The organism is Pseudomonas sp. Irchel 3A5 (assembly GCF_900187575.1).
Taxonomy (GTDB): domain Bacteria; phylum Pseudomonadota; class Gammaproteobacteria; order Pseudomonadales; family Pseudomonadaceae; genus Aquipseudomonas; species Aquipseudomonas folii.
In genome coordinates, this window is record NZ_FYDU01000009.1 from 142,164 (window position 1) to 162,829 (window position 20,666).

Annotated in this window: 18 protein-coding genes; 15 read left to right on the top strand and 3 right to left on the bottom strand. The window is 58.7% G+C overall.

What is annotated here, in order from left to right:
- Window positions 1-183: 183 nt before the first annotated feature.
- From CKW31_RS16760 to CKW31_RS16820, 13 genes are all read left to right on the top strand, one after another.
- Window positions 184-1,521, top strand: coding sequence for an LLM class flavin-dependent oxidoreductase (locus CKW31_RS16760; protein ID WP_095097259.1), 1,338 nt, complete (start codon window positions 184-186; stop codon window positions 1,519-1,521).
- Window positions 1,521-2,861 carry a dienelactone hydrolase gene (locus CKW31_RS16765; protein WP_141230161.1) on the top strand — a complete coding sequence of 447 codons (1,341 nt, stop codon included), beginning with the start codon at window positions 1,521-1,523 and terminating at the stop codon, window positions 2,859-2,861. The genes CKW31_RS16760 and CKW31_RS16765 overlap by 1 nt, the downstream gene beginning before the upstream one ends.
- Window positions 2,858-3,895: an L-glyceraldehyde 3-phosphate reductase gene (gene mgrA / locus CKW31_RS16770; RefSeq protein WP_095097263.1), complete on the top strand. Its 1,038-nt coding sequence runs from the start codon at window positions 2,858-2,860 to the stop codon at window positions 3,893-3,895. The genes CKW31_RS16765 and mgrA overlap by 4 nt, the downstream gene beginning before the upstream one ends.
- A 202-nt stretch (window positions 3,896-4,097) precedes the next feature.
- The gene (locus tag CKW31_RS16775) at window positions 4,098-5,027 is read left to right on the top strand and encodes a sulfonate ABC transporter substrate-binding protein (RefSeq protein WP_095097266.1); all 930 of its coding nucleotides are present in this window, start codon (window positions 4,098-4,100) and stop codon (window positions 5,025-5,027) included.
- A 143-nt stretch (window positions 5,028-5,170) separates the two neighbouring features.
- Window positions 5,171-6,148, top strand: coding sequence for a taurine ABC transporter substrate-binding protein (gene tauA, locus CKW31_RS16780; RefSeq protein ID WP_095097269.1), 978 nt, complete (start codon window positions 5,171-5,173; stop codon window positions 6,146-6,148).
- Between the two features lie 14 nt (window positions 6,149-6,162).
- The gene (gene tauB / locus CKW31_RS16785; protein ID WP_095097272.1) at window positions 6,163-6,954 is read left to right on the top strand and encodes a taurine ABC transporter ATP-binding subunit; all 792 of its coding nucleotides are present in this window, start codon (window positions 6,163-6,165) and stop codon (window positions 6,952-6,954) included.
- Window positions 6,951-7,787, top strand: coding sequence for a taurine ABC transporter permease TauC (gene tauC, locus CKW31_RS16790; protein WP_095097275.1), 837 nt, complete (start codon window positions 6,951-6,953; stop codon window positions 7,785-7,787). Before tauB ends, tauC begins: the two co-directional genes overlap by 4 nt.
- 147 nt (window positions 7,788-7,934) lie before the next feature.
- Window positions 7,935-8,771 carry a taurine dioxygenase gene (gene tauD / locus CKW31_RS16795; protein ID WP_371856759.1) on the top strand — a complete coding sequence of 279 codons (837 nt, stop codon included), beginning with the start codon at window positions 7,935-7,937 and terminating at the stop codon, window positions 8,769-8,771.
- Between the two features lie 383 nt (window positions 8,772-9,154).
- The gene (locus CKW31_RS16800) at window positions 9,155-10,243 is read left to right on the top strand and encodes an LLM class flavin-dependent oxidoreductase (RefSeq protein ID WP_095097281.1); all 1,089 of its coding nucleotides are present in this window, start codon (window positions 9,155-9,157) and stop codon (window positions 10,241-10,243) included.
- 72 nt (window positions 10,244-10,315) lie between these two features.
- On the top strand, window positions 10,316-11,284 hold the full coding sequence (locus CKW31_RS16805; RefSeq protein ID WP_095097284.1) for an aliphatic sulfonate ABC transporter substrate-binding protein: 969 nt from the start codon (window positions 10,316-10,318) through the stop codon (window positions 11,282-11,284).
- A 406-nt stretch (window positions 11,285-11,690) separates the two neighbouring features.
- Window positions 11,691-12,686: an aliphatic sulfonate ABC transporter substrate-binding protein gene (locus tag CKW31_RS16810; protein ID WP_095097287.1), complete on the top strand. Its 996-nt coding sequence runs from the start codon at window positions 11,691-11,693 to the stop codon at window positions 12,684-12,686.
- A gap of 159 nt (window positions 12,687-12,845) precedes the next feature.
- Entirely contained in the window at window positions 12,846-13,679 is an 834-nt protein-coding gene (locus tag CKW31_RS16815; protein ID WP_095097290.1) for an ABC transporter permease, read from the top strand.
- Between the two features lie 2 nt (window positions 13,680-13,681).
- A complete protein-coding gene (locus CKW31_RS16820) occupies window positions 13,682-14,395 on the top strand; it encodes an ABC transporter ATP-binding protein (protein WP_095097293.1) in 714 nt (237 codons plus the stop codon).
- Window positions 14,396-14,520: 125 nt separating this feature from the next.
- On the opposite strand, the gene CKW31_RS16825 is transcribed toward CKW31_RS16820, so the two are convergent.
- Entirely contained in the window at window positions 14,521-15,330 is an 810-nt protein-coding gene (locus CKW31_RS16825; RefSeq protein ID WP_095097296.1) for a class II aldolase/adducin family protein, read from the bottom strand.
- Between the two features lie 304 nt (window positions 15,331-15,634).
- Between CKW31_RS16825 and CKW31_RS16830 the strand changes: the two genes are divergently transcribed.
- Both CKW31_RS16830 and CKW31_RS16835 read left to right on the top strand, forming a co-directional pair.
- On the top strand, window positions 15,635-16,531 hold the full coding sequence (locus CKW31_RS16830) for a TauD/TfdA family dioxygenase (protein ID WP_095097299.1): 897 nt from the start codon (window positions 15,635-15,637) through the stop codon (window positions 16,529-16,531).
- Between the two features lie 277 nt (window positions 16,532-16,808).
- A complete protein-coding gene (locus CKW31_RS16835; protein WP_095097302.1) occupies window positions 16,809-17,495 on the top strand; it encodes a peroxiredoxin-like family protein in 687 nt (228 codons plus the stop codon).
- A 180-nt stretch (window positions 17,496-17,675) separates the two neighbouring features.
- Here CKW31_RS16835 and CKW31_RS16840 read toward each other — a convergent pair whose 3' ends face one another.
- Together CKW31_RS16840 and CKW31_RS16845 are read right to left on the bottom strand one after the other, a co-directional pair.
- Entirely contained in the window at window positions 17,676-18,626 is a 951-nt protein-coding gene (locus tag CKW31_RS16840) for a D-isomer specific 2-hydroxyacid dehydrogenase family protein (protein ID WP_095097305.1), read from the bottom strand.
- Between the two features lie 382 nt (window positions 18,627-19,008).
- Window positions 19,009-20,316 carry an LLM class flavin-dependent oxidoreductase gene (locus CKW31_RS16845; protein ID WP_095097308.1) on the bottom strand — a complete coding sequence of 436 codons (1,308 nt, stop codon included), beginning with the start codon at window positions 20,314-20,316 and terminating at the stop codon, window positions 19,009-19,011.
- Between the last annotated feature and the right edge of the window lie 350 nt (window positions 20,317-20,666).

The window sequence follows — 20,666 nt, forward strand, 5'->3', positions numbered from 1 at the left end:
AGCGGGCGGCGAGCTGACGTGGGACCGGCTTCAGCCGGGAAGGCGGCATTTCTGACTTATGAAGATGTAATGACTTCAAGGGCCTCTTCCCGGCTAAAGCCGGTCCCACGTCGCATGCAAACATTGGACTCACCACATGAGACCTCGGCTTCAGCAGATGAACGACGAAACAAGGAACACCAAATGAGCAACACACCTCGCCAACTCAGCCTCGGCGCTTTTCTCATGGCCACCGGGCACCATGTGGCGGCCTGGCGGCATCCGGATGTACCGGCCAACGCCGGGCTGGATTTCAAGCATTACAGACATCTGGCCCAAGTGGCCGAAGCAGCAAAATTCGACGCGCTGTTCGTCGCTGACAGCGTGGCTGCTGCAACAGGTGCTAGCGCCAGTCACATGGCGCGCTCCGATCATTTCGAACCGCTGACCCTGATGTCAGCGCTCAGCGCAGTCACCGAACATATCGGCCTGATCTGCACTGCAACCACCAGTTACAACGAGCCGTATCACGTGGCGCGCAAGTTCGCCTCACTGGATCATCTGTCTGGCGGCCGCGCTGGCTGGAATCTGGTGACCTCAGACGCAGCCGCTGAAGCGCAGAATTTCGGCCGCGACGAACACATCGGTCACGCCGAACGCTACAGCCGCGCTCGCGAGTTTCATAAGGTCGTGACCGGGCTGTGGGACAGTTGGGAAGACGATGCCTTTCTGCGCGACAAAGCCAGCGGCGAATATTACGACCCGGCCAAGTTGCATGTGCTGGATCACCAGGGCAAACATTTCCGGGTCAAAGGCCCGCTGAACGTAGCCCGCTCACTTCAGGGTCAACCGGTGGTTGTGCAAGCGGGCTCTTCGGAAGTCGGCCGCGACCTGGCGGCTGAAACCGCTGAAGTGGTGTTCACTGCGCAAACCTCACTGGCCAATGCCCAAGCGTTCTATGCCGACATCAAAGGTCGCATGACGCGCTTCGGCCGCGATCCTGACAGCCTGAAAATCATGCCCGGCGTGCTCGTGGTGGTGGGCGACAGCGAAGCCCTGGCCCAGGATAAATTCGAAGCGTTTCAGGAACTGGTGGAACCCACAGTCGGCGTTGCCCTGCTGGGGCGGATGCTGGGCAATTTCGACCTGTCCGGTTACGCCCTCGACGAACCGCTGCCGCCGCTACCATTGACCGATACCGGGCAGCAAAGTCGCCAGAAGCTGCTGACCCAACTGTCCCGAGATGAAAACCTGACCCTTGCCCAATTGGGCCGTCGCATTGCCGGAGGTCGCGGTCATTACAGCCTGATCGGCACTGCGCCGCAAATTGCTGATCAACTGCAAACCTGGTTCGAAGAACGCGCTGCCGACGGCTTCAATGTGCTGGTGCCGCACCTGCCCGGCGGTCTTGAAGACGTTGCTCGTTACGTGGTGCCTGAACTACAACGTCGTGGCCTGTTCCGCACGGAGTACACCGGCAGTACGTTGCGGGAAAACCTCGGACTGCAACGTCCACGTCATCGTTTTGCCGGAGGATTCTGATGAATTACGGCCCCTTGAAAGTTGTCAGCCTGCTGCTGGTATGGAGCCTGTCGTGCAGCGCGCTCGCGCTCAATGGTGACCCGCGCCCGGATGCACCTGAACTGGCGGCACGCGGTGCTTATCAGGTGGGCGTGCGGACCGTTGACGTGATTCATCGAGATCAGCTCAATATCCTCGCGGCTACCAGTGCCGACAGCAATCCGCGCTATGACAGGCCGCTGCGTCTGGAAGTCTGGTATCCCGCACAACTGAAAACCGGGCAGGCCGAGCTGAGCACTTATATCGATGTGCTGGGTGCGGGCGCCAACAATCCGGCCCGGCCCAATACCGCGTTCACGTTCGAAGGCCGCGCTGCACGCGAGGCACAGCCGCTCAAGGACAAAGCGTTTCCGCTGGTGATCGTGTCCCACGGTTATCCGGGCTCACGCTTGCAGATGAGTTACCTGACCGAGTTCCTCGCCTCCCACGGCTATGTAGTCGTCGCCATCGATCACACGGAATCCACCCGCGCCGACCGGGCCGGTTTCGCCAGTACGCTGCTCAACCGTCCTCTGGATATTCTGTTCGTGCTGGACCAGGTCACGGAGTGGGCGAAGTCAGGCAGTGGCAATCCATTTGCCGGGAAGATTGACGTCAGCCACACCGCGCTGCTCGGTTACTCCATGGGCGGCTACGGCGTGTTGAACGCAGCAGGCGTCGGCACTGGCGCGGCGGCGTTACGCTTTGTCCCCGGCGCTGCCTTGCAGGCCAGACAAGCGGGCAACCCGGATTTCGAGGCTAAAAGAGACATACGCATCAAAGCGCTGATCGCCTTCGCCCCATGGGGAGGACAGCAAAACCTGTTCGATGAGAAAGGGCTGGCGGGATTGCGTGTACCCAGCCTGTTCATCGCCGGTGATCAGGACGATGTGGCCGGTTACGCTGATGGGGTCAGACGCCTGGCGGAGGGCGCAAAAAACGCGGACCGCTACCTGCTGGTTTACGAAAACGCCCGACATAACATTGCGCCTAATCCTCCGCCTGCAGCCGCGAGCAGCCACCCCGACGATTTTTCCGCCTATGCTGAGCCGGTCTGGGACAGCAGCCGCATCAACAACATCAATCAGCACTTTGTCCTGGCCTTTCTCGACCAACAACTCAAAAGCATTGATCGCCAGCCGTGGTTGACGCTTGTGCCACGGGCCGCCGACGGCAAATGGTCGAAAGACGAAACCGGACGCGAAAAACCTGATCACACTTATTGGAAGGGCTTCAAAAATCGCAGCGCTCTGGGCCTGGAGTTTTATCACTGGCCAGCGCAAGCGACCCCGTCTTCGACTACCCAACGAGACCCACAATGACTTATACCGCTGCCGAAAACCGCTACGAAAAAATCCCCTATCGCCGCACCGGCCGCAGTGGGCTGGTATTACCTGCACTGTCGTTGGGCCTTTGGCACAACTTCGGCGACAGCACACCGCTCGACACCCAACGCGCCATGCTGCGTACGGCGTTCGACCTGGGCATCAATCACTTCGATTTGGCCAACAATTATGGCCCGCCGTACGGCAGCGCCGAGAGTAATTTCGGCAAGCTGTTCCGGGAGGACTTCAAGCAGTATCGCGATGAGCTGGTCATCTCCACCAAAGCCGGCTGGGACATGTGGCCCGGCCCTTATGGCCAGGGCGGAGGCTCGCGCAAATACGTGCTGGCCAGCCTCGATCAGAGCTTGCAGCGCATGGGCCTGAATTACGTGGACATCTTCTACTCGCACCGCTTCGACCCGGACACGCCACTGGAAGAAACCGCCAGCGCTCTGGCCACTGCCGTGCAACAGGGCAAGGCGCTGTATATCGGTATCTCTTCTTACTCCGGCAGCAAAACCCGTGAAATCGCTGCGCTGCTGAAAGAGTGGAAAGTGCCATTGTTGATTCACCAGCCCGCCTACAACCTGCTCAATCGCTGGGTAGAAAAGGACTTGCTGGACACCACCGATGAGCTGGGCGCCGGGGTGATCGTCTTCACCGCACTGGCTCAAGGTTTGTTGACGGACAAATACCTCGACGGTGTGCCGCAGGATGCCCGGGTCAATCGTCCGGGTGGCGGTTCGTTGCAGGCTTCTCATTTGTCAGAAGCCAACATTGCTCACGTTCGCGCATTGAACGAGATCGCCAAACGTCGCGGCCAGAGCCTGGCGCAAATGGCGTTAGCCTGGACCCTCCGTGATCCACGCGTGACCTCGGCCTTGATTGGTGCGAGCCGCCCGGAGCAAATCGTCGAGAACGTCGAAGCGCTGAAGAACCTTGAGTTCAGCCAGGAAGAACTGACCGAAATCGACCGCTTCGCCCAGGAAGGCGGTATCAACCTGTGGGAGAAGCCGTCGTTGGCGGAGTGAATCCAAAGCCAATAAATGCACCTCCCTGCGGAATGCAACCTCCCTTGTGGGAGCGGTGCTTGCCCGCGATAAACGATAACGCGGTATGTCGTCAATCCGCGTCTCATGTATCGTCGGAATGCCGCCCAGACCAAGCACCGCTCCCACAAGGGATCCTCATTAGCCTGACGATTTTTTTGCAGTCAGAGATAAGCGAGCAAAAATGAAATCCATCGCATTACTCTTCGCAGGCCTGATTGGCCTTGCATCCGCCCACTCCGCTCTGGCAGATGACCCGCAAACCCTGCGTGTCGGCTACCAGAAAGGCTCCATCGCTTTGGTAATTGCCAAGGAAAAAGGCCTGCTGGAAAAACGCTTTGCCGACACAAAAATACAGTGGATTGAATTTCCCGCTGGCCCTCAAATGCTTGAAGCGCTCAACATCGGCGCGCTGGATTTAGGTTCCACCGGCGATATCCCGCCACTGTTCGCTCAGGCGGCCGGCGCCGATCTGGTTTACGTGGGTGCTGAGCCCGCAAAGCCTGCCGCGGAAACCATTTTGGTGCGCAAGGACAGTCCGCTGCAAAGCGTTGCCGACCTGAAAGGCAAGAAAGTCGCCTTCCAGAAAGGCTCCAGCTCCAACAACGTCTTGTTGCGAGCACTGAACAAAGCCGGGCTGAGCTTCAAGGATATTCAGCCGATCTACCTCACCCCCGCCGACGCCCGTGCCGCCTTCGAGCAAGGCAGCGTTGATGCCTGGGCAATCTGGGACCCGTATGCCTCGCTGGCCCTTATCGAAGGCCACAGCCGTCTGCTGGCCGACGGCACCGGACTGGACTTGTCCGGCCCGATCTACAGCGCACGTCGCGACTACGCCACACAGCATCCGGACTTTATTCACGCCGTGCTGGAAGAGCTCACCGCCGCCGAAGCCCTGACCCGCAGCCAGCGTCAACAGAGCATCGACATCCTGACCGGCTCCATGGGTCTGCCGGAACCGGTGATTACCCGCTACCTGGACAACCGGCCACCGTCGCCGATCCTGCCAGTGGACGCAAAAATCATCGCCGCACAGCAGGCGACGGCGGATCTTTTTTTCCAGAACAAACTGCTGCCGAAAAAGATCAACGTCGAAGAAGCTGTCTGGAAATAACGTTCGTATTTGCGGGGCGGCATATGAGCGATCCCTCAACGAAATCGCTCATAAGCTAATGCAAAAAGGTTATTTATTTAGAGTTTCTTAGATCATTTAGTCTCCTGCCTCAGCCAGTCCCCGGCCTGATTCGGAGCTTCATGATGAAACTGCACTTCCCTCTTCGCCTCCTGGTGGCGCTGTCGTTGACTGGCGCTTCGTATCTGGCTCAAGCCGCGGACTTCACCGTCGCCTATCAAACCACCGTCGACCCGGCCAAAGTTGCTCAGGCCGATAACGCCTACGAAAAAGCCACCGACTCGAAAATCTCCTGGCGTAAATTCGAAAACGGTGCCGACGTCATCACTGCCATTGCCTCCGGTGATGTGCAGATCGGCTACCTCGGCTCCAGCCCTTTCACCGCAGCTGCGACCCGCAAGCTGCCGGTTGAAACTTTCCTGATCGCGACGCAGATTGGCGCCGCCGAAGCCTTGGTCGCACGCAACGGTTCGGGGATCAATTCCCCTCAGGATCTGATCGGCAAAAAAATCGCCGTACCGTTCGTCTCAACAGGTCACTACAGCCTGCTGGCCGCGCTGAAACACTGGAACATCGACCCGTCGAAAGTCACCATTCTCAACCTCGCGCCACCTGCGATCGCTGCAGCCTGGAAACGCGGCGACATCGACGCCACCTACGTTTGGGACCCGGCGCTGGGTGTTGCCAAGGAAACCGGCAAAGTGCTTATCACCTCCGGTGAACTGGCCAAGGTCGGCGCACCGACCTTCGACGCCTGGATCGTGCGCAAGGACTTCGCCGACAAGCACCCTGAAATCGTCAAATCCTTTGCCAAAGTCACCCTCGACGCTTACGCCGACTACCGCAAGGACCCGGCCGCCTGGCTGGCCAAGTCCAGCAACGTCGACAAGCTGGTGAAGCTCTCGGGCGCGAAAACCTCGGACATCCCAGGCCTGCTGCAAGGCAACGTCTACCCGCTGGCCGCAGATCAAAGCGCCCTGCTCGGCGCACCGACCATCGACGCTGTGACCAAAACTGCTGCGTTCCTCAAGGAGCAAGGCAAGGTCGATGCAGTACTGGCTGATTACGCGCCTTACGTCAGCGACAAATTCATCACCCAATAAGCGGAGTTCAGACAATGGCTTTGCTCAAACTGGAGCGCATCAGCGCACAGTACCCCGGCGCGACCGAGCCGGTGCTGGCGGATATTTCCCTCAGCCTCGGTCCCCGGCAATTGCTGGTAGCGCTGGGGCCGTCGGGGAGCGGCAAAACCTCGCTGCTGAATCTGATTGCCGGTTTCGTGCCGCCCAGTGCTGGCAGCATCAGCCTCGACGGCGTCAGGGTCGAAGGCCCGAGTGCAGAGCGTGGCGTGGTGTTTCAGGACGATGCATTACTGCCCTGGCAGGACGTGCTGACCAATGTCGCCTTCGGCCTGCAGCTGGCTGGTGTACCCCGCGAGCAGCGTGAAGCCAAGGCCAGAGAGATGCTCGCACTGGTGGACCTCGCTGGTTTCGATCAGCGCCAGATCTGGCAACTGTCCGGCGGTCAGAAGCAGCGTGTTGGTCTGGCCCGAGCGCTGGCGGCTGATCCCCGCGTACTGCTGATGGATGAGCCGTTTGGTGCACTGGATGCGTTCACTCGCGAACAGATGCAGGAGTTGCTGCTGCAAGTCTGGCAGCGTACTGCCAAGCCGGTGTTCCTGATCACCCACGACATTGAAGAAGCGGTTTTTCTCGCTACCGACCTGATTCTGTTGGCACCGAATCCGGGGCGTATCGCCGAACGTCTGCAGCTGGACTTTGGGCAGCGTTATGCCGATGGAGAGTCGGCCCGCTCGATCAAGTCTGATCCGCGTTTTATCGACACCCGGGAGCATGTCCTGGCCAGCGTGTTTTCCCAGCGCGGCGTCTCTCGGGAGCAACACGCATGAGCAGCTATGAATTGCAGAACACCGCAACTGCAACCGATAAACCAGGCGCCACTCCGGTGAGCTGGAGCCTCGGCACCCGCGCAATCAGCGTGCTGACGCTGGTTGTGCTGTTGGTCGCGTGGTGGGCAGTGACGGCTGCGGCGTTTATCGAACCATTGTTTCTTCCGCCGCCCTCGGCTGTGCTGGAAAAAGCCTGGCTATTGATGACCACCGGCTACATGGACTCCACGCTCTGGCAGCACTTGGGGGCGAGTTTGCAACGCATCGGCCTGGCGCTGTTGGTCGCCGTACTCACGGCTATTCCGGTGGGTATCGCCATTGGCCGCAACCGCATTGCCCGCGGCATCTTCGATCCGCTGATCGAGTTCTACCGCCCTATCCCGCCGCTGGCCTATTTGCCGCTGATCGTGATCTGGTGCGGCATCGGCGAGTTCTCCAAGGTGTTGCTGATCTACCTGGCGATTTTCGCCCCCATCGCCATCTCCACCGCGACCGGCGTGCGCACCGTAGACCCGACCAGACTGCGCGCCGCGCAATCTCTGGGCGCTACTCGCTGGCAGTTGATTCGCCATGTAATTCTGCCCAGCGCCCTGCCGGAAATCCTCACCGGCGTGCGCATCGGGCTGGGTGTCGGATGGTCGACCCTGGTCGCTGCAGAACTGATCGCCGCGACCAGCGGCTTGGGGTTCATGGTTCAGTCTGCGGCGCAGTTCTTGGTGACCGATGTGGTGGTACTGGGAATCCTGGTCATCGCCCTGATCGCCTTTGCCATGGAAATGGGTTTGCGCGCGCTGCAACGCAAGCTGGTGCCGTGGCATGGGCAGAGCCATTAATGATTCTGCCCCATAGATCTCCACAGACCTCGTAGGACCGGCTTTAGCCGGGAGGGGGCCGGTACATTCAATAAACTACTTCGTCAGGAATACTGTCCTCCCGGCTAAAGCCGGTCCTACGACGAACTCCGCAGAAATCCGGATCTTATGATGAACTTCCAGATCTCCCCCCTAAGCCCTGCCCTCGGCGCACAGATCAGCGGCATTGATCTGAGTCAGGAACTGACCCACGAACAACGCGATGCCATCGAGCAAGCGTTGCTCAAGCATCAGGTGCTGTTCTTTCGCAATCAGCCACTGACACCCAGACAACAGGCGCGGTTTGCCGCCAGTTTTGGGGATCTGCACATTCACCCGATCTACCCGAATGTGCCAGAACAACCCGAGGTACTGATCCTCGATACCGCCGTTACCGACGTACGCGATAACGCCATCTGGCATACCGATGTGACGTTCCTGCCGACACCGGCAATGGGTGCAGTGCTCAGCGCAAAACAACTGCCGGAATACGGTGGTGACACATTGTGGGCCAGCGGCATCGCAGCCTACGAAGCATTGTCATTGCCTTTGAAAACGCTACTCGAAGGCCTGACCGCGACGCATGATTTCACCCGCTCGTTTCCGCTGGCTCGCTTCGGCACCACACCTGAAGACATCGCCCGCTGGGAACAGACCCGCCGTCAGTACCCGCCGATCTCGCACCCCGTGATCCGCACGCATCCGGTCAGTGGCCGCAAATCGCTGTTCGTAAACGACGGCTTCACATCGCGTATCAACGAGCTGAGTGAAACGGAAAGTGCGGCGATCCTGAGCTTTCTTTTCAGCCACGCGACCCGCCCGGAGTTCACCATTCGCTGGCGCTGGCAGGCCGATGACGTGGCCTTCTGGGACAACCGCGTCACTCAGCATTACGCCGTGGACGACTACAGGCCGCAGCGACGAGTCATGCACCGGGCGACGATTCTGGGGGATGTGCCGGTTTGAAGATTTGAGCGTCAGGTTACAGAAAACGTTTCCTGTAGGAGCTCACCGAGGTTACGAGGCCAGCGATAGCGGTTTGTCTGACACTCCGCCATCGCTGGCCTCGTAACCTCGGTGAGCTCCTACAAGTCCATATTTGTTAAAGACGAGGTGCCATTCCCACCTGAACGGCGTCCGGGCCAATACTTAGTGGCTGCATTCATGATAATAAAGTCTCATTTAAAAATTTTATTCACATGCAATATTTTTATAATAACCTTAGGCCAAAATAGAATTTCACAGCTCGCTTCTATAGCCATATGTTGCAGGCACGGATTCAGGTTTCGGAATGTTCCATCCCCGACACCTCCCCCCTCATACGGTATGACTACAAGAAGGAGCTGTTCATGAGCATCGAATTCATCGGCTACATCGCCACTCAGCCTGGCTCGGAAATCCACCCGCGCAGCGGCCCGACCATACAGCCCGAGTACGTGGCGAAAGTCGCCAAAGCCCATGAAGACGCTGGTTTTGATCGTGCGCTGGTGGCTTACCATTCCAACAGCCCGGACAGTGCCTTCGTTGCAGCTCACGCATCGAGCGTCACGACAAAACTCAAATTCCTGATCGCTCACCGCCCTGGCTTTATCTCGCCCACGGTGGCGGCGCGTCAGTTTGCGACCCTCGACGTGTTCAACGGCGGGCGCACGGCGATTCACATCATCACCGGTGGCGACGACAAGGAACTGCGCGCCGACGGCAGTCACATCGGTAAAGACGAGCGCTATGCCCGCACCGACGAATACCTGGGCATCGTGCGCCAGGAATGGACCAGCGAAAAACCGTTCGACCATAAAGGCGAGTATTACCAGTTCGAAGGCGCGCACTCGCTGGTGAAGTCCCCGCAACAGCCACACATCCCGGTGTATTTCGGCGGCTCCTCGCCTGCCGCCATCGCTGTAGCGGGCAAGCACGCGGATGTGTACGCGTTGTGGGGCGAGACTTACGAGCAGGTCCGGGCGGTCGTCAAAGAAGTTCGCGCTGAAGCGGCCAAGCATGGCCGGACCGTGCGTTTCAGTCTGTCGTTGCGACCAATCCTGGCGGAAACCGAAGAGAAAGCCTGGGCCCGTGCCGACAGCATTCTCGAACGCGCCAAAGCCATCGCCGAAAACAATGGTTTTGTACGTCGCGAACCACCGAACGAAGGCTCACGTCGCTTGCTGGCTGCCGCTGCACAGGGGTCGCGTCTGGACAAACGCCTGTGGACAGGCATCGCCAAGCTGCTGGGAGCGCAAGGCAATTCGACGTCACTGGTCGGCACGCCTGAGCAAGTCGCCGAAGCCCTGCTGGATTACTACGACCTTGGCATCACCACCTTCCTGATTCGCGGTTTCGATCCGCTGGACGACGCCATCGACTATGGCAAGAAACTCATTCCGCTGACCCGCGAACTGGTGGCCAAGCGCGAGCGGGAAGCTCAGGAAAAAGTCGCCTGATCCGCTTACAAAATCTATCGAGGGCGCGTTGCGCCCTCTTCTTCGTTTGCACACGCCTGTCTTGAGAGTGCCATGTCGAAACCGTCATTGAATATTCGCCTGCGTCGTCCCTTGCTCGCCGGCCTGGCGATTGCTGCAGTCTGGACGTTGATGCTGCCAGCTCAGGCCAGAGAAACTGTACGCATCGGCTATCAGAAGTCCTCGACCCTGATCACCGTGCTGAAAACCCAGGGCACCCTGGAAAAGGCCTTGAACGAGGCGAACATCGACGTCAGCTGGCATGAATTTCCCAGCGGCCTGCCGTTGCTGGAATCGCTGAACATCGGCAACGTCGACATCAGCGCGGATGTTGCCGATACCGTGCCGATCTTTGCCCAGGCTGCACAGGCCAGACTGACCTACTTCGCCGAAGAAACCCCGTCGCCCTCTGCTCAGGCCATCGTGGTGCCCAAGGATTCTCCCATCAAGGAGCTGTCGGATCTCAAGGGCAAGAAAGTCGCCGTGACCAAAGCTGCCGGTACTCACTATTTGTTGATCGCGGCTCTGGCCAAAGGAGGTCTGAAGTTCTCGGACATCCAGCCTGCCTACCTGACGCCTGCCGATGGCCGAGCCGCGTTCGAAAACAACAAGGTTGATGCCTGGGTGACTTGGGAACCCTTCCTGACCAGCGTGCAGCGCCAGTTGCCCACCCGCACCCTGGCGGACGGCACCGGCCTGGCCAGTTACAAGCGCTATTACCTGACGAGCACGCCGTACGCCAAGGCCCACCCCGAAGTGCTCAAACTGGTGTTCGATCAGTTGCAGAAAGCCGGTCACTGGGTCAAAGGCAACCCGAAAGAAGCCGCTGCGCTGCTCGGCCCGCTGTGGGGCAACCTTGATCCGGCCACAGTAGAAATCGCCAACAGCCACCGTACGTATGAAGTACGCCCGGTGAAAGCTGATCAACTAGGCGAACAACAGAAAATCGCCGACGCATTCTTTGCTGCAGGCTTGCTGCCCAAGGCGGTGGATGCCAAGGATGTGGAGATCTGGAAGCCGTAACACCACCAGACCTGTAGGAGCTGCCGAAGGCTGCGATAACGGTGGGTCAGGACGGACGATTTCGCGGCCTCGCGGTGCTCGTGCGCTCCTACAGATTCTGTGGTTACTGCGGAACAGCGCAGTGCAATGGACACTGGGGCATCGATCCTACAGAAAATGCGTGGCAGCCAAAATGACTATCGTCCGTCATCACCGCGAACTGTTGCCCCAGCAACAGTCGTCCAACAGACTGTTCCCCCACCGACAGCAACCCCTTACCCCGCCTCTTCCCAGCCCTTGTATTTCCACGCCCGGCCATCTGGCACAGAGCCTGCAATATTCCTTTTAAGCAGGCAGACGATTAACCGACTGCCATTTTTGTGAATAAGAAAAACCTCCGATACCGCCTTGCCTGGAGCTGTTCCAAATGAACGCTAAAACCCTGTTTTCCTTTACTCGCGTAAAGCTGCTGATCGGCGCCGGTGTGTTGGCTCTGGGCTTGAACCCGCTGGCCTTTGCGGCAGAAACCGCCCCGGCCGAAGTGAAGCTGGATTACGCCTATTACTCGCCGGTAAGCCTGGTGCTCAAGCATTTCGGCTGGCTGGAAAAAGCCCTGCCCGACAGCAAGGTGGGCTGGGTGTTAAGCCAGGGCAGCAACCGCTCGCTGGAATACCTGAACAGCGGCGGCGTCGACTTCGCGTCCTCGGCCAGCCTGGCAGCCGTGCTCAGTCGCGCCAACGGTAGCCCGATCAAGTCGGTGTATGTCTACAGCCGCGCCGAATGGACCGCGTTGCTGGTGCGCAAGGATTCGCCGTACAAGACCATCGCCGATCTTAAAGGCAAGAAAATCGCCGCCACCAAGGGCACTGATCCTTACCTGTTCACCTTGCGCGCCCTGCAACAGGCGGGTCTGAAAAAGGACGACGTGGAGTTGGTGCACTTGCAGCATCCGGATGGCCGCACCGCGCTGGAAAAAGGTGATGTCGACGCGTGGGCCGGTCTTGATCCACACATGGCTGCCAGCGAAGTCCAGGCCGGTTCGCGCCTGCTGTACCGCAACAAGGACTTCAACAGCTATGGCGTGCTGAGCGTTACCGAGAAGTTTGCCAAGGAACACCCACAGACCATCGAAACCGTGCTGAGCGCTTACGAAAAAGCCCGCGAATGGTCGGTCAAGCACCCGGAAGAACTGGCTGAACTGCTGGCCAAGGAATCCGGTTTGCCGCTGGACGTTGCCAAGCTGCAACTGACCCGCACCGACCTGAGCACCCCGCAATTGAGTGGCAAGGATGTCGCGTCTTCCAAAGGCGCAGCGCCGATTCTGGTCTCTGAAGAACTGGTTCGTCGTGGTGTGAACGTTGATCAGGTTATTGATCAACTGATCGATCCTGCCTTCAGCAAGACCTTGACTGCGAGTAAGTAAACCCGGAGCTGCTTCATTCCCTTGTGGGAGCCGGGCTTGCCCGCGATAAGGCTGGACACGATCTAAAGTGAATCGCGTCCAGCCTTATCGCGGGCAAGCCCGGCTCCCACAAAGATCTCCATGATTCAAATAGCTATGCGCTGCCTGATGAGATAACCCATGAACAGCAAAAGCAAAGACCTGCCAGCGCCGCTCGCGCTGCCCATTCCGTCATCCGGCGCTGCATGGAAGCGACGCGGCAAGGGCCTGGTGCTGCCGCTACTGATCATCGTTTTTCTGGAGATCATCGTGCGCATCGGCTGGCTGCCGTCCTATCAAATGCCAGCGCCCAGCGAGATCGCTATGACCCTCGGCGATCTGGCTGACGGGCCGTTGTGGAAGCACATCAGCGCCAGCCTGTTGCGGGTATTGATCGGGTTCGCCATCGGCACCAGCCTGGCATTGATTTTCGCTGCCTGGGTCGGCCTGAGCCGTGAGGCCGAAGCCTACCTGGAACCGACGTTCGCGGGCCTGCGTTCGATCCCGAGTCTGGCCTGGGTGCCGCTGCTACTGTTGTGGCTGGGCATCGACGAGACCTCGAAAATTGTCCTGATTGCGATCGGCGCGTTCTTTCCGGTGTACCTCAACGGCGTGGCGGCGATTCGTAATATCGACCGCAAACTGGTGGAAGTCGGCCAGATGTATGGCTTCAGCCGGGGTCGGCTGACGCGACGCATTCTTTTGCCTGCCGCCCTGCCCGGCCTGTTTACCGGCTTGCGCAGCGGCATGAGCCTGGCGTGGATGTTTCTCGTGGCAGCGGAATTGATCGCGGCCACCAAAGGTCTGGGCTATTTGCTCAGTGACGGCCGCGAAACCTCGCGGCCTGACATCGTGCTGGCAGCCATTATCGTATTGGCGGTGCTCGGCAAGATCAGCGACGGCATTCTGGCAGGTCTCGAAAAACGCTTCCTGGCCTGGCGTGACACGTTCAGCGGCCAGAACACAGGAGAATAGAGATGAGCGAAGTCCTGTTGGATATCAACGTGCACCGCAAGTCGTTCGGCAGCACCACCGTGCTGCACAACGTGCATGTGCGATTGCACGACCGGGAAGTCATCAGCCTGCTGGGACCCAGTGGCTGCGGCAAGAGCACACTTTTACGGATCGTCGCCGGGCTGGAAAAAGACTATCAAGGTGAGTTGAACCGTACCGCTGATGAAATAGCGTTCGTGTTTCAGGAGCCGCGCCTGATGCCGTGGCTGACGGTGGAACAGAACATCGGTTTCAGCGACGACAAGCAGTACGACAAGGCCTGGGTAACCCAGTTGATCGAAGAAGTCGGTTTGACGGGATTTGCCGACGCGCTGCCCAAATCGCTGTCCGGTGGCATGGCGCAACGCGTGGCCATTGCCCGCGGGCTGTACTCGCACCCCAAGGTCTTGCTGCTGGACGAACCCTTCAGCGCGGTGGACGCCTTCACTCGCATGAAGCTGCAAGACCTGCTGCTACAGCTGGCCCAGCGACACGCCATCGCCTTGTTGCTGGTGACCCATGACGTGGATGAAGCGCTGTACCTGAGTGATCGGGTGCTGGTGATGGGCAACCGGCCGAGCAATATCCGTCAGGAGCTGGCCGTGGAGCTGGCGCACCCGAGAGATCGGAGGGATGCCATGTTGGCGAGTCTCAAAGCGCTATCGTTAACCGAGCTGCAGCAGGCACATGTGATTTGATGAACGGGGGTGTCACCCTGAAATTCACTTCTCTGTGGGAGCGAGGCTTGCCCGCGATCGGGTTACAGATTATCGCGGGCAAGCCTCGCTCCCAAAGAACCTACGCAGCCCCGTAGGACCGAGGATCACTCTTTGTAAGAAGTGTCTGAACGTTCCAGTTCGCGAATCAGGGCATTCCAGTGACGGGCAACCCCCGGGCCATGGCCATCAGCGAAAACCTTGGCCTGCTCTTCAACCCGCGCCACGACTTCAGCCGGTGGATAAATCAACTCGTCATTACCCGCCGATTGAGCGGCCACCTGAATGTTGCAGGCATATTCCAGACGATGCAGTTGCTGGAATGCGTGCTCAACGCTGACACCGCCCGTCAACAGGCCATGATTGCGCAGGATCATGACGCTCTTGTCGCCCAGGTCTGCTACCAGCCTTTCGCGCTCATCAAGATCCAGCGCCACGCCTTCGTAGCCGTGATAGGCGATGCGACCCGAGAAGCCCAGCGCGTGTTGGGAGATCGGCAGCAGGCCACCTTTTTGCGCTGAAACGGCGATGCCATCACGGGTATGGGTGTGCAGCACAGCCACCAGATCATGGCGGGCAGCGTGGATGGCGCTATGGATGACGTAGCCTGCGTAGTTGATGCCCAGGCCGGTCGGGTCATCAACGATGGTCCCGTCGATATCGACCTTGACCAGATTCGACGCGCTGATTTCATCGAACAGCAAGCCGAAGGCGTTGATCAGGAAGTGCTCTTCCTTGCCCGGCACCCGCGCCGAAAAGTGCGTGTAAATGTGGTCGGTCCAGCGTTTCTGCGCCGCCAGACGGTAAGCCGCCGCCAGCTTGACCCTTACCTCCCACTCTTCCGGCGATACGCGCTCACGGACACTGCCGGAGCCAGACTGTTGGGATTGAAGAGGCAAGGAACTGACATTGCTCATGGGGCTGCTCCGTAGAAGTTCGGGACCGACAGTGCGGTACGTGTCGGAGCAGCCTAAACGCATAAGAAAACATTTAAAAAGCACATTTTAATCTAAGCTAATTATTAAATTTACTGATCTTGAAATACGCACCGGATTTACCGAATGGAATCAACACATGCATTTTTGTTCTATAGTAATCATTAAAAAGTAGCATATTAAAATAAATCATTATGCTTAGATATCCATCAGCAAACAGTATTCCTATCCGACCCCTCTCCAGGCGGAGGTTAACCCTTGACAAAAAAGAGAGGTGTCATCCGTCATGTCCGCAATTCTCCAACAGCAGACCCAAGCAGCAACTCGTCAGCAACCTCCACTTCAGATCGTCAAATCCCTGGACGTCACCCGCCTGGAACCTACCATTGGCGCCGAGATTGCCGGAGTTGACCTGACCCAGCCGCTCACCGCAGCACAACGTGACGAGATCCGCGCCTTGTTGCTGGAGCACAAAGTGATTTTCTTTCGTGACCAGAACATCAACACCGAGCAACAGATCGCCTTCGCCAAGGCTTTCGGCGAACTGTACGAACACCCGACTACGCAACAGAACGACATCAGCAGACCCTACGCGCACTTGATTCAGGGCCAGGATGCACGTGAGCTGTACGGACCAAAAACCACCGGGCGTTGGCACACCGACACCAGTTGGCTATTGAAGCCCACTTTCGGCGCGATCCTGCGGGCCGTGGACCTCCCGGAAGTTGGCGGCGATACCGTCTGGGCCGACGCTGGTGCGGTGTATCGGGCGCTGCCGGATCAACTGCGCGAAGAAATAGACACCCTGTTTGTAGTCCATGACTTCAAGAAATCCCTGGATGCGGTGGGCTACGACTACCCGATCCTGGCCCATCCACTGGTGCGTACCCATCCGGAAACCGGCGAAGACAGTCTGTTTATCAACTTCTCGCAAAACCCGTCGGTGATCGGCTGGGAACCCGAGCGCAGCAAGCGACTGATCGAACGCCTGCTTCAGGAATTCAACAAGCCCGAGCACCACGTGCGCTTCAAATGGCGCGAGCATTCCATCGCCTTCTGGGACAACCGCTCCACCCTGCACTACCCGGTCTACAACTACGGCGACTACCCGAGACGCATGGAGCGTGTGCTGATCGCCGACGACGATATCCCGCATCGAGTGCGGCGTCCGGCTGACGCCTGAAGTTTCGAAGTTCCCACAGGACCCACTGACGTGGGACCGGCTTCAGCCGGGAAGAGGCCGGGACAGAAGCTGAATCTTCATCTGCAGCAATATCCTCTGCTTGCGGACAAACTTACAACGCCCTAAAGGCTCAGCGCTAGCCGCAAAGATGACCCAAGCAGGCACAGCGCGCAGCTGTGCTGCTCATCGGCGTCCGGCTGGACCGGACTTGGGCAGCCGTCACCGCCGCCCGCTGTTTTCCTTACCGAGTAAAAAACTGACATCAGGAGCATCAACCATGAGCGAATCATTGAACCAGCTGTTGGCAGACCTGCATGCCGAACGCCTGGCCACCTGGGCGCCGGAAGCCTTGCAGGTCAATATCAAACAGCGCCAGACCCTGGTAGATGCCGCGCAACATGCACGCTTTGTGCAGAGCGGCGATCCGATCCCGGACTTCCAGTTGCTCAACGTCGAAGGCGGTACGCTGACGCGTGAAAAACTCACGGCCTATGGCCCCGCAGTGTTGATTTTCTTCCGTTTCGCGGGCTGCCCGGCGTGCAACATCGCCCTGCCTTATTACCAGCGCCAGTTGTTCCCGAAACTACAGGCATTGGGTGTGCCGTTGGTGGCGGTCAGCCCGCAAGTACCGGAGCGACTTATCGACATCAAACAACGTCATGACTTGCAGTTTCAGGTTGCGACCGACAAAGACAATACTCTGGCGCGGCAGTTGGGCATTCTCTACAGCTTCGACGAAGCGTCGCGCAAGGCGGCGTTGAGCAAGGGTGGCGGCGGCATTGGCGAAGTCACCGGCACCGGTACCTGGGAATTGCCACAACCGGCAGTGGTGGTGATTGGTCAGCACGGCGAAGTGATCTTTGCCGACATCAGCCCGGATTGGCTGGTGCGCACCGAGGCGCAGGTGATTGTACAGGTGGTCAGCAAGGCGCTGGGTGAGCGGGCGGTGCAGATCGCAGTTTGAGTGGGATCTGAGCGATTCTGAGTTGGAATACGCCCCTGTGGGAGCGGTGCTTGCCCGCGATAAGGCTGGACACAATCCAAAGTGAACCGCGTCCAGCCTTATCGCGGGCAAGCACCGCTCCCACAAAAAAGCCGCATTTAGTCAGTGGGTTATGTTTTGTTTGATAGGAGTTGTGCCCCTTCAATACCCCCGCTTGAAATCCACCCGTTCAGCCAGCGGCTCCCCCTTGTGAAAGCGCAGCAAGTTGCTCACGAACTGGTCGACAACATTGCCCCACAGGTCGTCGGTAGCCGGAGAAACGTGTGGCGAAAGGCGGATTTTCGGGTGACTGTAGAACGGATGGTCGGCGGGCGATGGCTCCTTCTGGGCGACATCCAGCGTTGCACGGCTCAACTGCCCTGCATCCAGCGCAGCTACCAGTGCGTCCTCATCCACCAGGCTGCCCTGCGCGATATTGATCAGGTGCAGACCCGGCTTCGCATGACTTAGTAGTTCCGCATTGACCAGATGCCGCGTCTCCTCCGTTGCCGGAGCCGCGACAACCACATGATCAGACTCCGCAAACAGTGCCTGCAAAGTCTTCGCACGCTCAACGCCCGGCACATAGAACGGCTTGCCGGAATGGTTGGTGGCAATCACCCTCACGCCCAAGGCTTGCGCGCGAATCGCCAAGGCACTGCCGATCGCCCCGAACCCTACGATTCCCAACACGCTGCCGCTGACCAGTTTTAGAGAATGCCGCTGCCACTGCTCGGCTTCGGATATCCATACCTCGGGAAAACGCTTGGCGCTGGCAAGAATCGCGGCCAACGCAAACTCCGCGACAGCCACCGCAGAAGTGCCTCGGGCCGAAGTGACTTTCGGGACCTCGAACAGCCATTCCGGGTAGGTATCGATCCCTGACGAAGACAGGTGAATCCATTGCAGGTTGAACGGCCAGCCTTCTGGACGTGGCGGTTTCTCACCACTCCCCGCGCGGAACACCGGTCGCGCCAGCAAAATAGTCGCCTCGGCAGGAATCGAGCTCGGCGTACCGGTGACAACCGGCACAAATGTGTACTCAGGCAAACGCTGGCGCAGCAGCTCGTTGACCTCTTCGTCATGCTGAGTGGCGATTACGATCTGTGTCATGAAAACCTCGTGGCTAAACGCGGGGTGGCGCGCAAGGCCACCCGTTCATGGTTAACGGCCATGAGGCCGGATTGAGCATGAACATAAGCGTTGAACACAGGCCTGTGAAATGCCAATGCGATCTAACCTAATATTATTTCTTATTATTACTTTATTTTTTTATATCAGAATACAGCATGAAAATGCATCTTCCGAGGTGAACCCGGTCCTGTAGGAGTGAGCTTGCTCGCGATCCGGTGCGTCAGCGAAAATGTGTTGCCTGACCCGATGCGATCGCGGGCAAGCGCGCTCCTACAGCTGAAAAACCATCCCATGCCGGATAGTTATTTCATATCTGATGAGAGCTCGCGGACTCCTACAGAATCGGACTCAGCCTCGAAGGCTACCCGTGCCGATTAGCCGGAACGGGCAAGCCAAGGTGTTCGCGCAACGTCGTGCCGGTGTAATCCTCGCGGAACAACTTGTGCTTGCGCAGGATGGGCAGCACGCCGTCGATGAAGTGATTCAGGCCTTCCGGGAAGTAAGCCGGCATCAGGTTGAAACCGTCAGCAGCCTCCCCTTCAAACCAGGCGATCAATTCGTCGGCCACGGTTTGTGGCGTACCGATGACAATTTTGTGGCCTCGGGCACCCGCTGCCAGGTTGCAGATCTGTCTCAAGGTCAGCCCGGCGCGATGGGACAGGTCCAGCAGCAACTGGGCGCGGCTTTTCATGTTCTGCGGCAGCGGCAAATCAGGCAATGGCTGGTCCAGATCGAATCCGGAGAGATCGTGGCCAAGACGATCAGCGACCATCAATAGCGCGGCTTCCTGATCGGTCCAGCTTTGCAGTTGATCAAAACGCGCCTGCGCCTCGGCGGCCGTTGCGCCAAGGATCGGCATCACGCCAGGCATCACCAGACAATGTTCGGGCTTGCGGCCCTGCGCGACGACCTGCCCTTTGAGGTCACGATAGAACTCCTGAGCCTCGACCAGGCCCTGCTGCGCGGTGAACACCACTTCGCCGATTCGCGCGGCCAATGCCATGCCCGGCCCAGAGGAACCGGCCTGAATCAACACCGGATGACCTTGCGGCCCGCGCGTGACATTCAAGGGCCCGGCGATGGAGAAAAACTCGCCTTTATGATCCAGCCCATGCAACTTGGCCGGATCTAAAAAGACGCCGGAGTCACGATCCTGGACATAGGCGTCATCCTCCCAACTGTCCCACAGACCGCGCACCACATCGACAAACTCTTCGGCAACCGCGTAGCGCTGGGCGTGGTCAGGATGGGTGGCACGGGTGAAGTTGGCGGCGCTGTCATAACCGGTGGTGACCACATTCCAGGCCGCTCGCCCTGCGGACAGATGATCCAGCGTGGCGAACTGCCGGGCGATAGTGTACGGCTCGCTGTACGTGGTGGACGCCGTCGCAGCCAAACCGATTCGCTCGGTGATGGAAGCCAGTGCGCCGAGCAGTGCCACCGGCTCAAGACGCACAATCATCGACGGGTGTTCCTTGCCGTTGGTGACCAGCTTGTCGCCAAAAAATACCATGTCGAACTTGGCCCGCTCAGCGGCGAGGGTCAATTGGCGGATCAGTGGGAAGTTCTCGCTGCCGGCCTGCGCGCCGGGATATCGCCAGCCAGCGGAATGATGGCCTGCAGCCTGAATGAACAGGCCAAGGCGCATTTGTCGGTCAAGCTTGCTCATGGAATGGCTCGGCAGTTGAGTGGGCGAAAAGTGGTTTTAAGCATAGAACTTAAAGTTATAAAAAAATTTAAAACCTTTCGATTAGATAATAAAAACAATTGCCGGCGGCTGTCCATGTCTTAAATTCCAACAGGGCCATACCTGACACATCGCCCCCGCACAGCAGACGAAGCCCTGTAGGAGCTGCCGAAGACTACGAAAGCGATCGTCCTGATACACCGCGATCGCAGCCTTCGGCAGCTCCTACAAGATCCGTGTCTGCCGCGCGACGGCGTGGGGTCGGGAACCCCAAGATAGGAAACCAGGCCATCCACGGTAATAATGCCCGCACATTTTTTCCCGGAGCCTTA

Coding starts and splice junctions, on each gene's coding strand:
- CKW31_RS16845 (WP_095097308.1), bottom strand. CDS start 20,316: ATGAGCAAGCTTGACCGACAAATGCGCCTTGGCCTGTTCATTCAGGCT.
- CKW31_RS16820 (WP_095097293.1), top strand. CDS start 13,682: ATGAGCGAAGTCCTGTTGGATATCAACGTGCACCGCAAGTCGTTCGGC.
- tauA (WP_095097269.1), top strand. CDS start 5,171: ATGAAACTGCACTTCCCTCTTCGCCTCCTGGTGGCGCTGTCGTTGACT.
- CKW31_RS16800 (WP_095097281.1), top strand. CDS start 9,155: ATGAGCATCGAATTCATCGGCTACATCGCCACTCAGCCTGGCTCGGAA.
- CKW31_RS16760 (WP_095097259.1), top strand. CDS start 184: ATGAGCAACACACCTCGCCAACTCAGCCTCGGCGCTTTTCTCATGGCC.
- CKW31_RS16815 (WP_095097290.1), top strand. CDS start 12,846: ATGAACAGCAAAAGCAAAGACCTGCCAGCGCCGCTCGCGCTGCCCATT.
- mgrA (WP_095097263.1), top strand. CDS start 2,858: ATGACTTATACCGCTGCCGAAAACCGCTACGAAAAAATCCCCTATCGC.
- tauC (WP_095097275.1), top strand. CDS start 6,951: ATGAGCAGCTATGAATTGCAGAACACCGCAACTGCAACCGATAAACCA.
- tauD (WP_371856759.1), top strand. CDS start 7,935: ATGATGAACTTCCAGATCTCCCCCCTAAGCCCTGCCCTCGGCGCACAG.
- CKW31_RS16835 (WP_095097302.1), top strand. CDS start 16,809: ATGAGCGAATCATTGAACCAGCTGTTGGCAGACCTGCATGCCGAACGC.
- CKW31_RS16825 (WP_095097296.1), bottom strand. CDS start 15,330: ATGAGCAATGTCAGTTCCTTGCCTCTTCAATCCCAACAGTCTGGCTCC.
- CKW31_RS16775 (WP_095097266.1), top strand. CDS start 4,098: ATGAAATCCATCGCATTACTCTTCGCAGGCCTGATTGGCCTTGCATCC.
- CKW31_RS16840 (WP_095097305.1), bottom strand. CDS start 18,626: ATGACACAGATCGTAATCGCCACTCAGCATGACGAAGAGGTCAACGAG.
- CKW31_RS16830 (WP_095097299.1), top strand. CDS start 15,635: ATGTCCGCAATTCTCCAACAGCAGACCCAAGCAGCAACTCGTCAGCAA.
- CKW31_RS16805 (WP_095097284.1), top strand. CDS start 10,316: ATGTCGAAACCGTCATTGAATATTCGCCTGCGTCGTCCCTTGCTCGCC.
- CKW31_RS16765 (WP_141230161.1), top strand. CDS start 1,521: ATGAATTACGGCCCCTTGAAAGTTGTCAGCCTGCTGCTGGTATGGAGC.
- tauB (WP_095097272.1), top strand. CDS start 6,163: ATGGCTTTGCTCAAACTGGAGCGCATCAGCGCACAGTACCCCGGCGCG.
- CKW31_RS16810 (WP_095097287.1), top strand. CDS start 11,691: ATGAACGCTAAAACCCTGTTTTCCTTTACTCGCGTAAAGCTGCTGATC.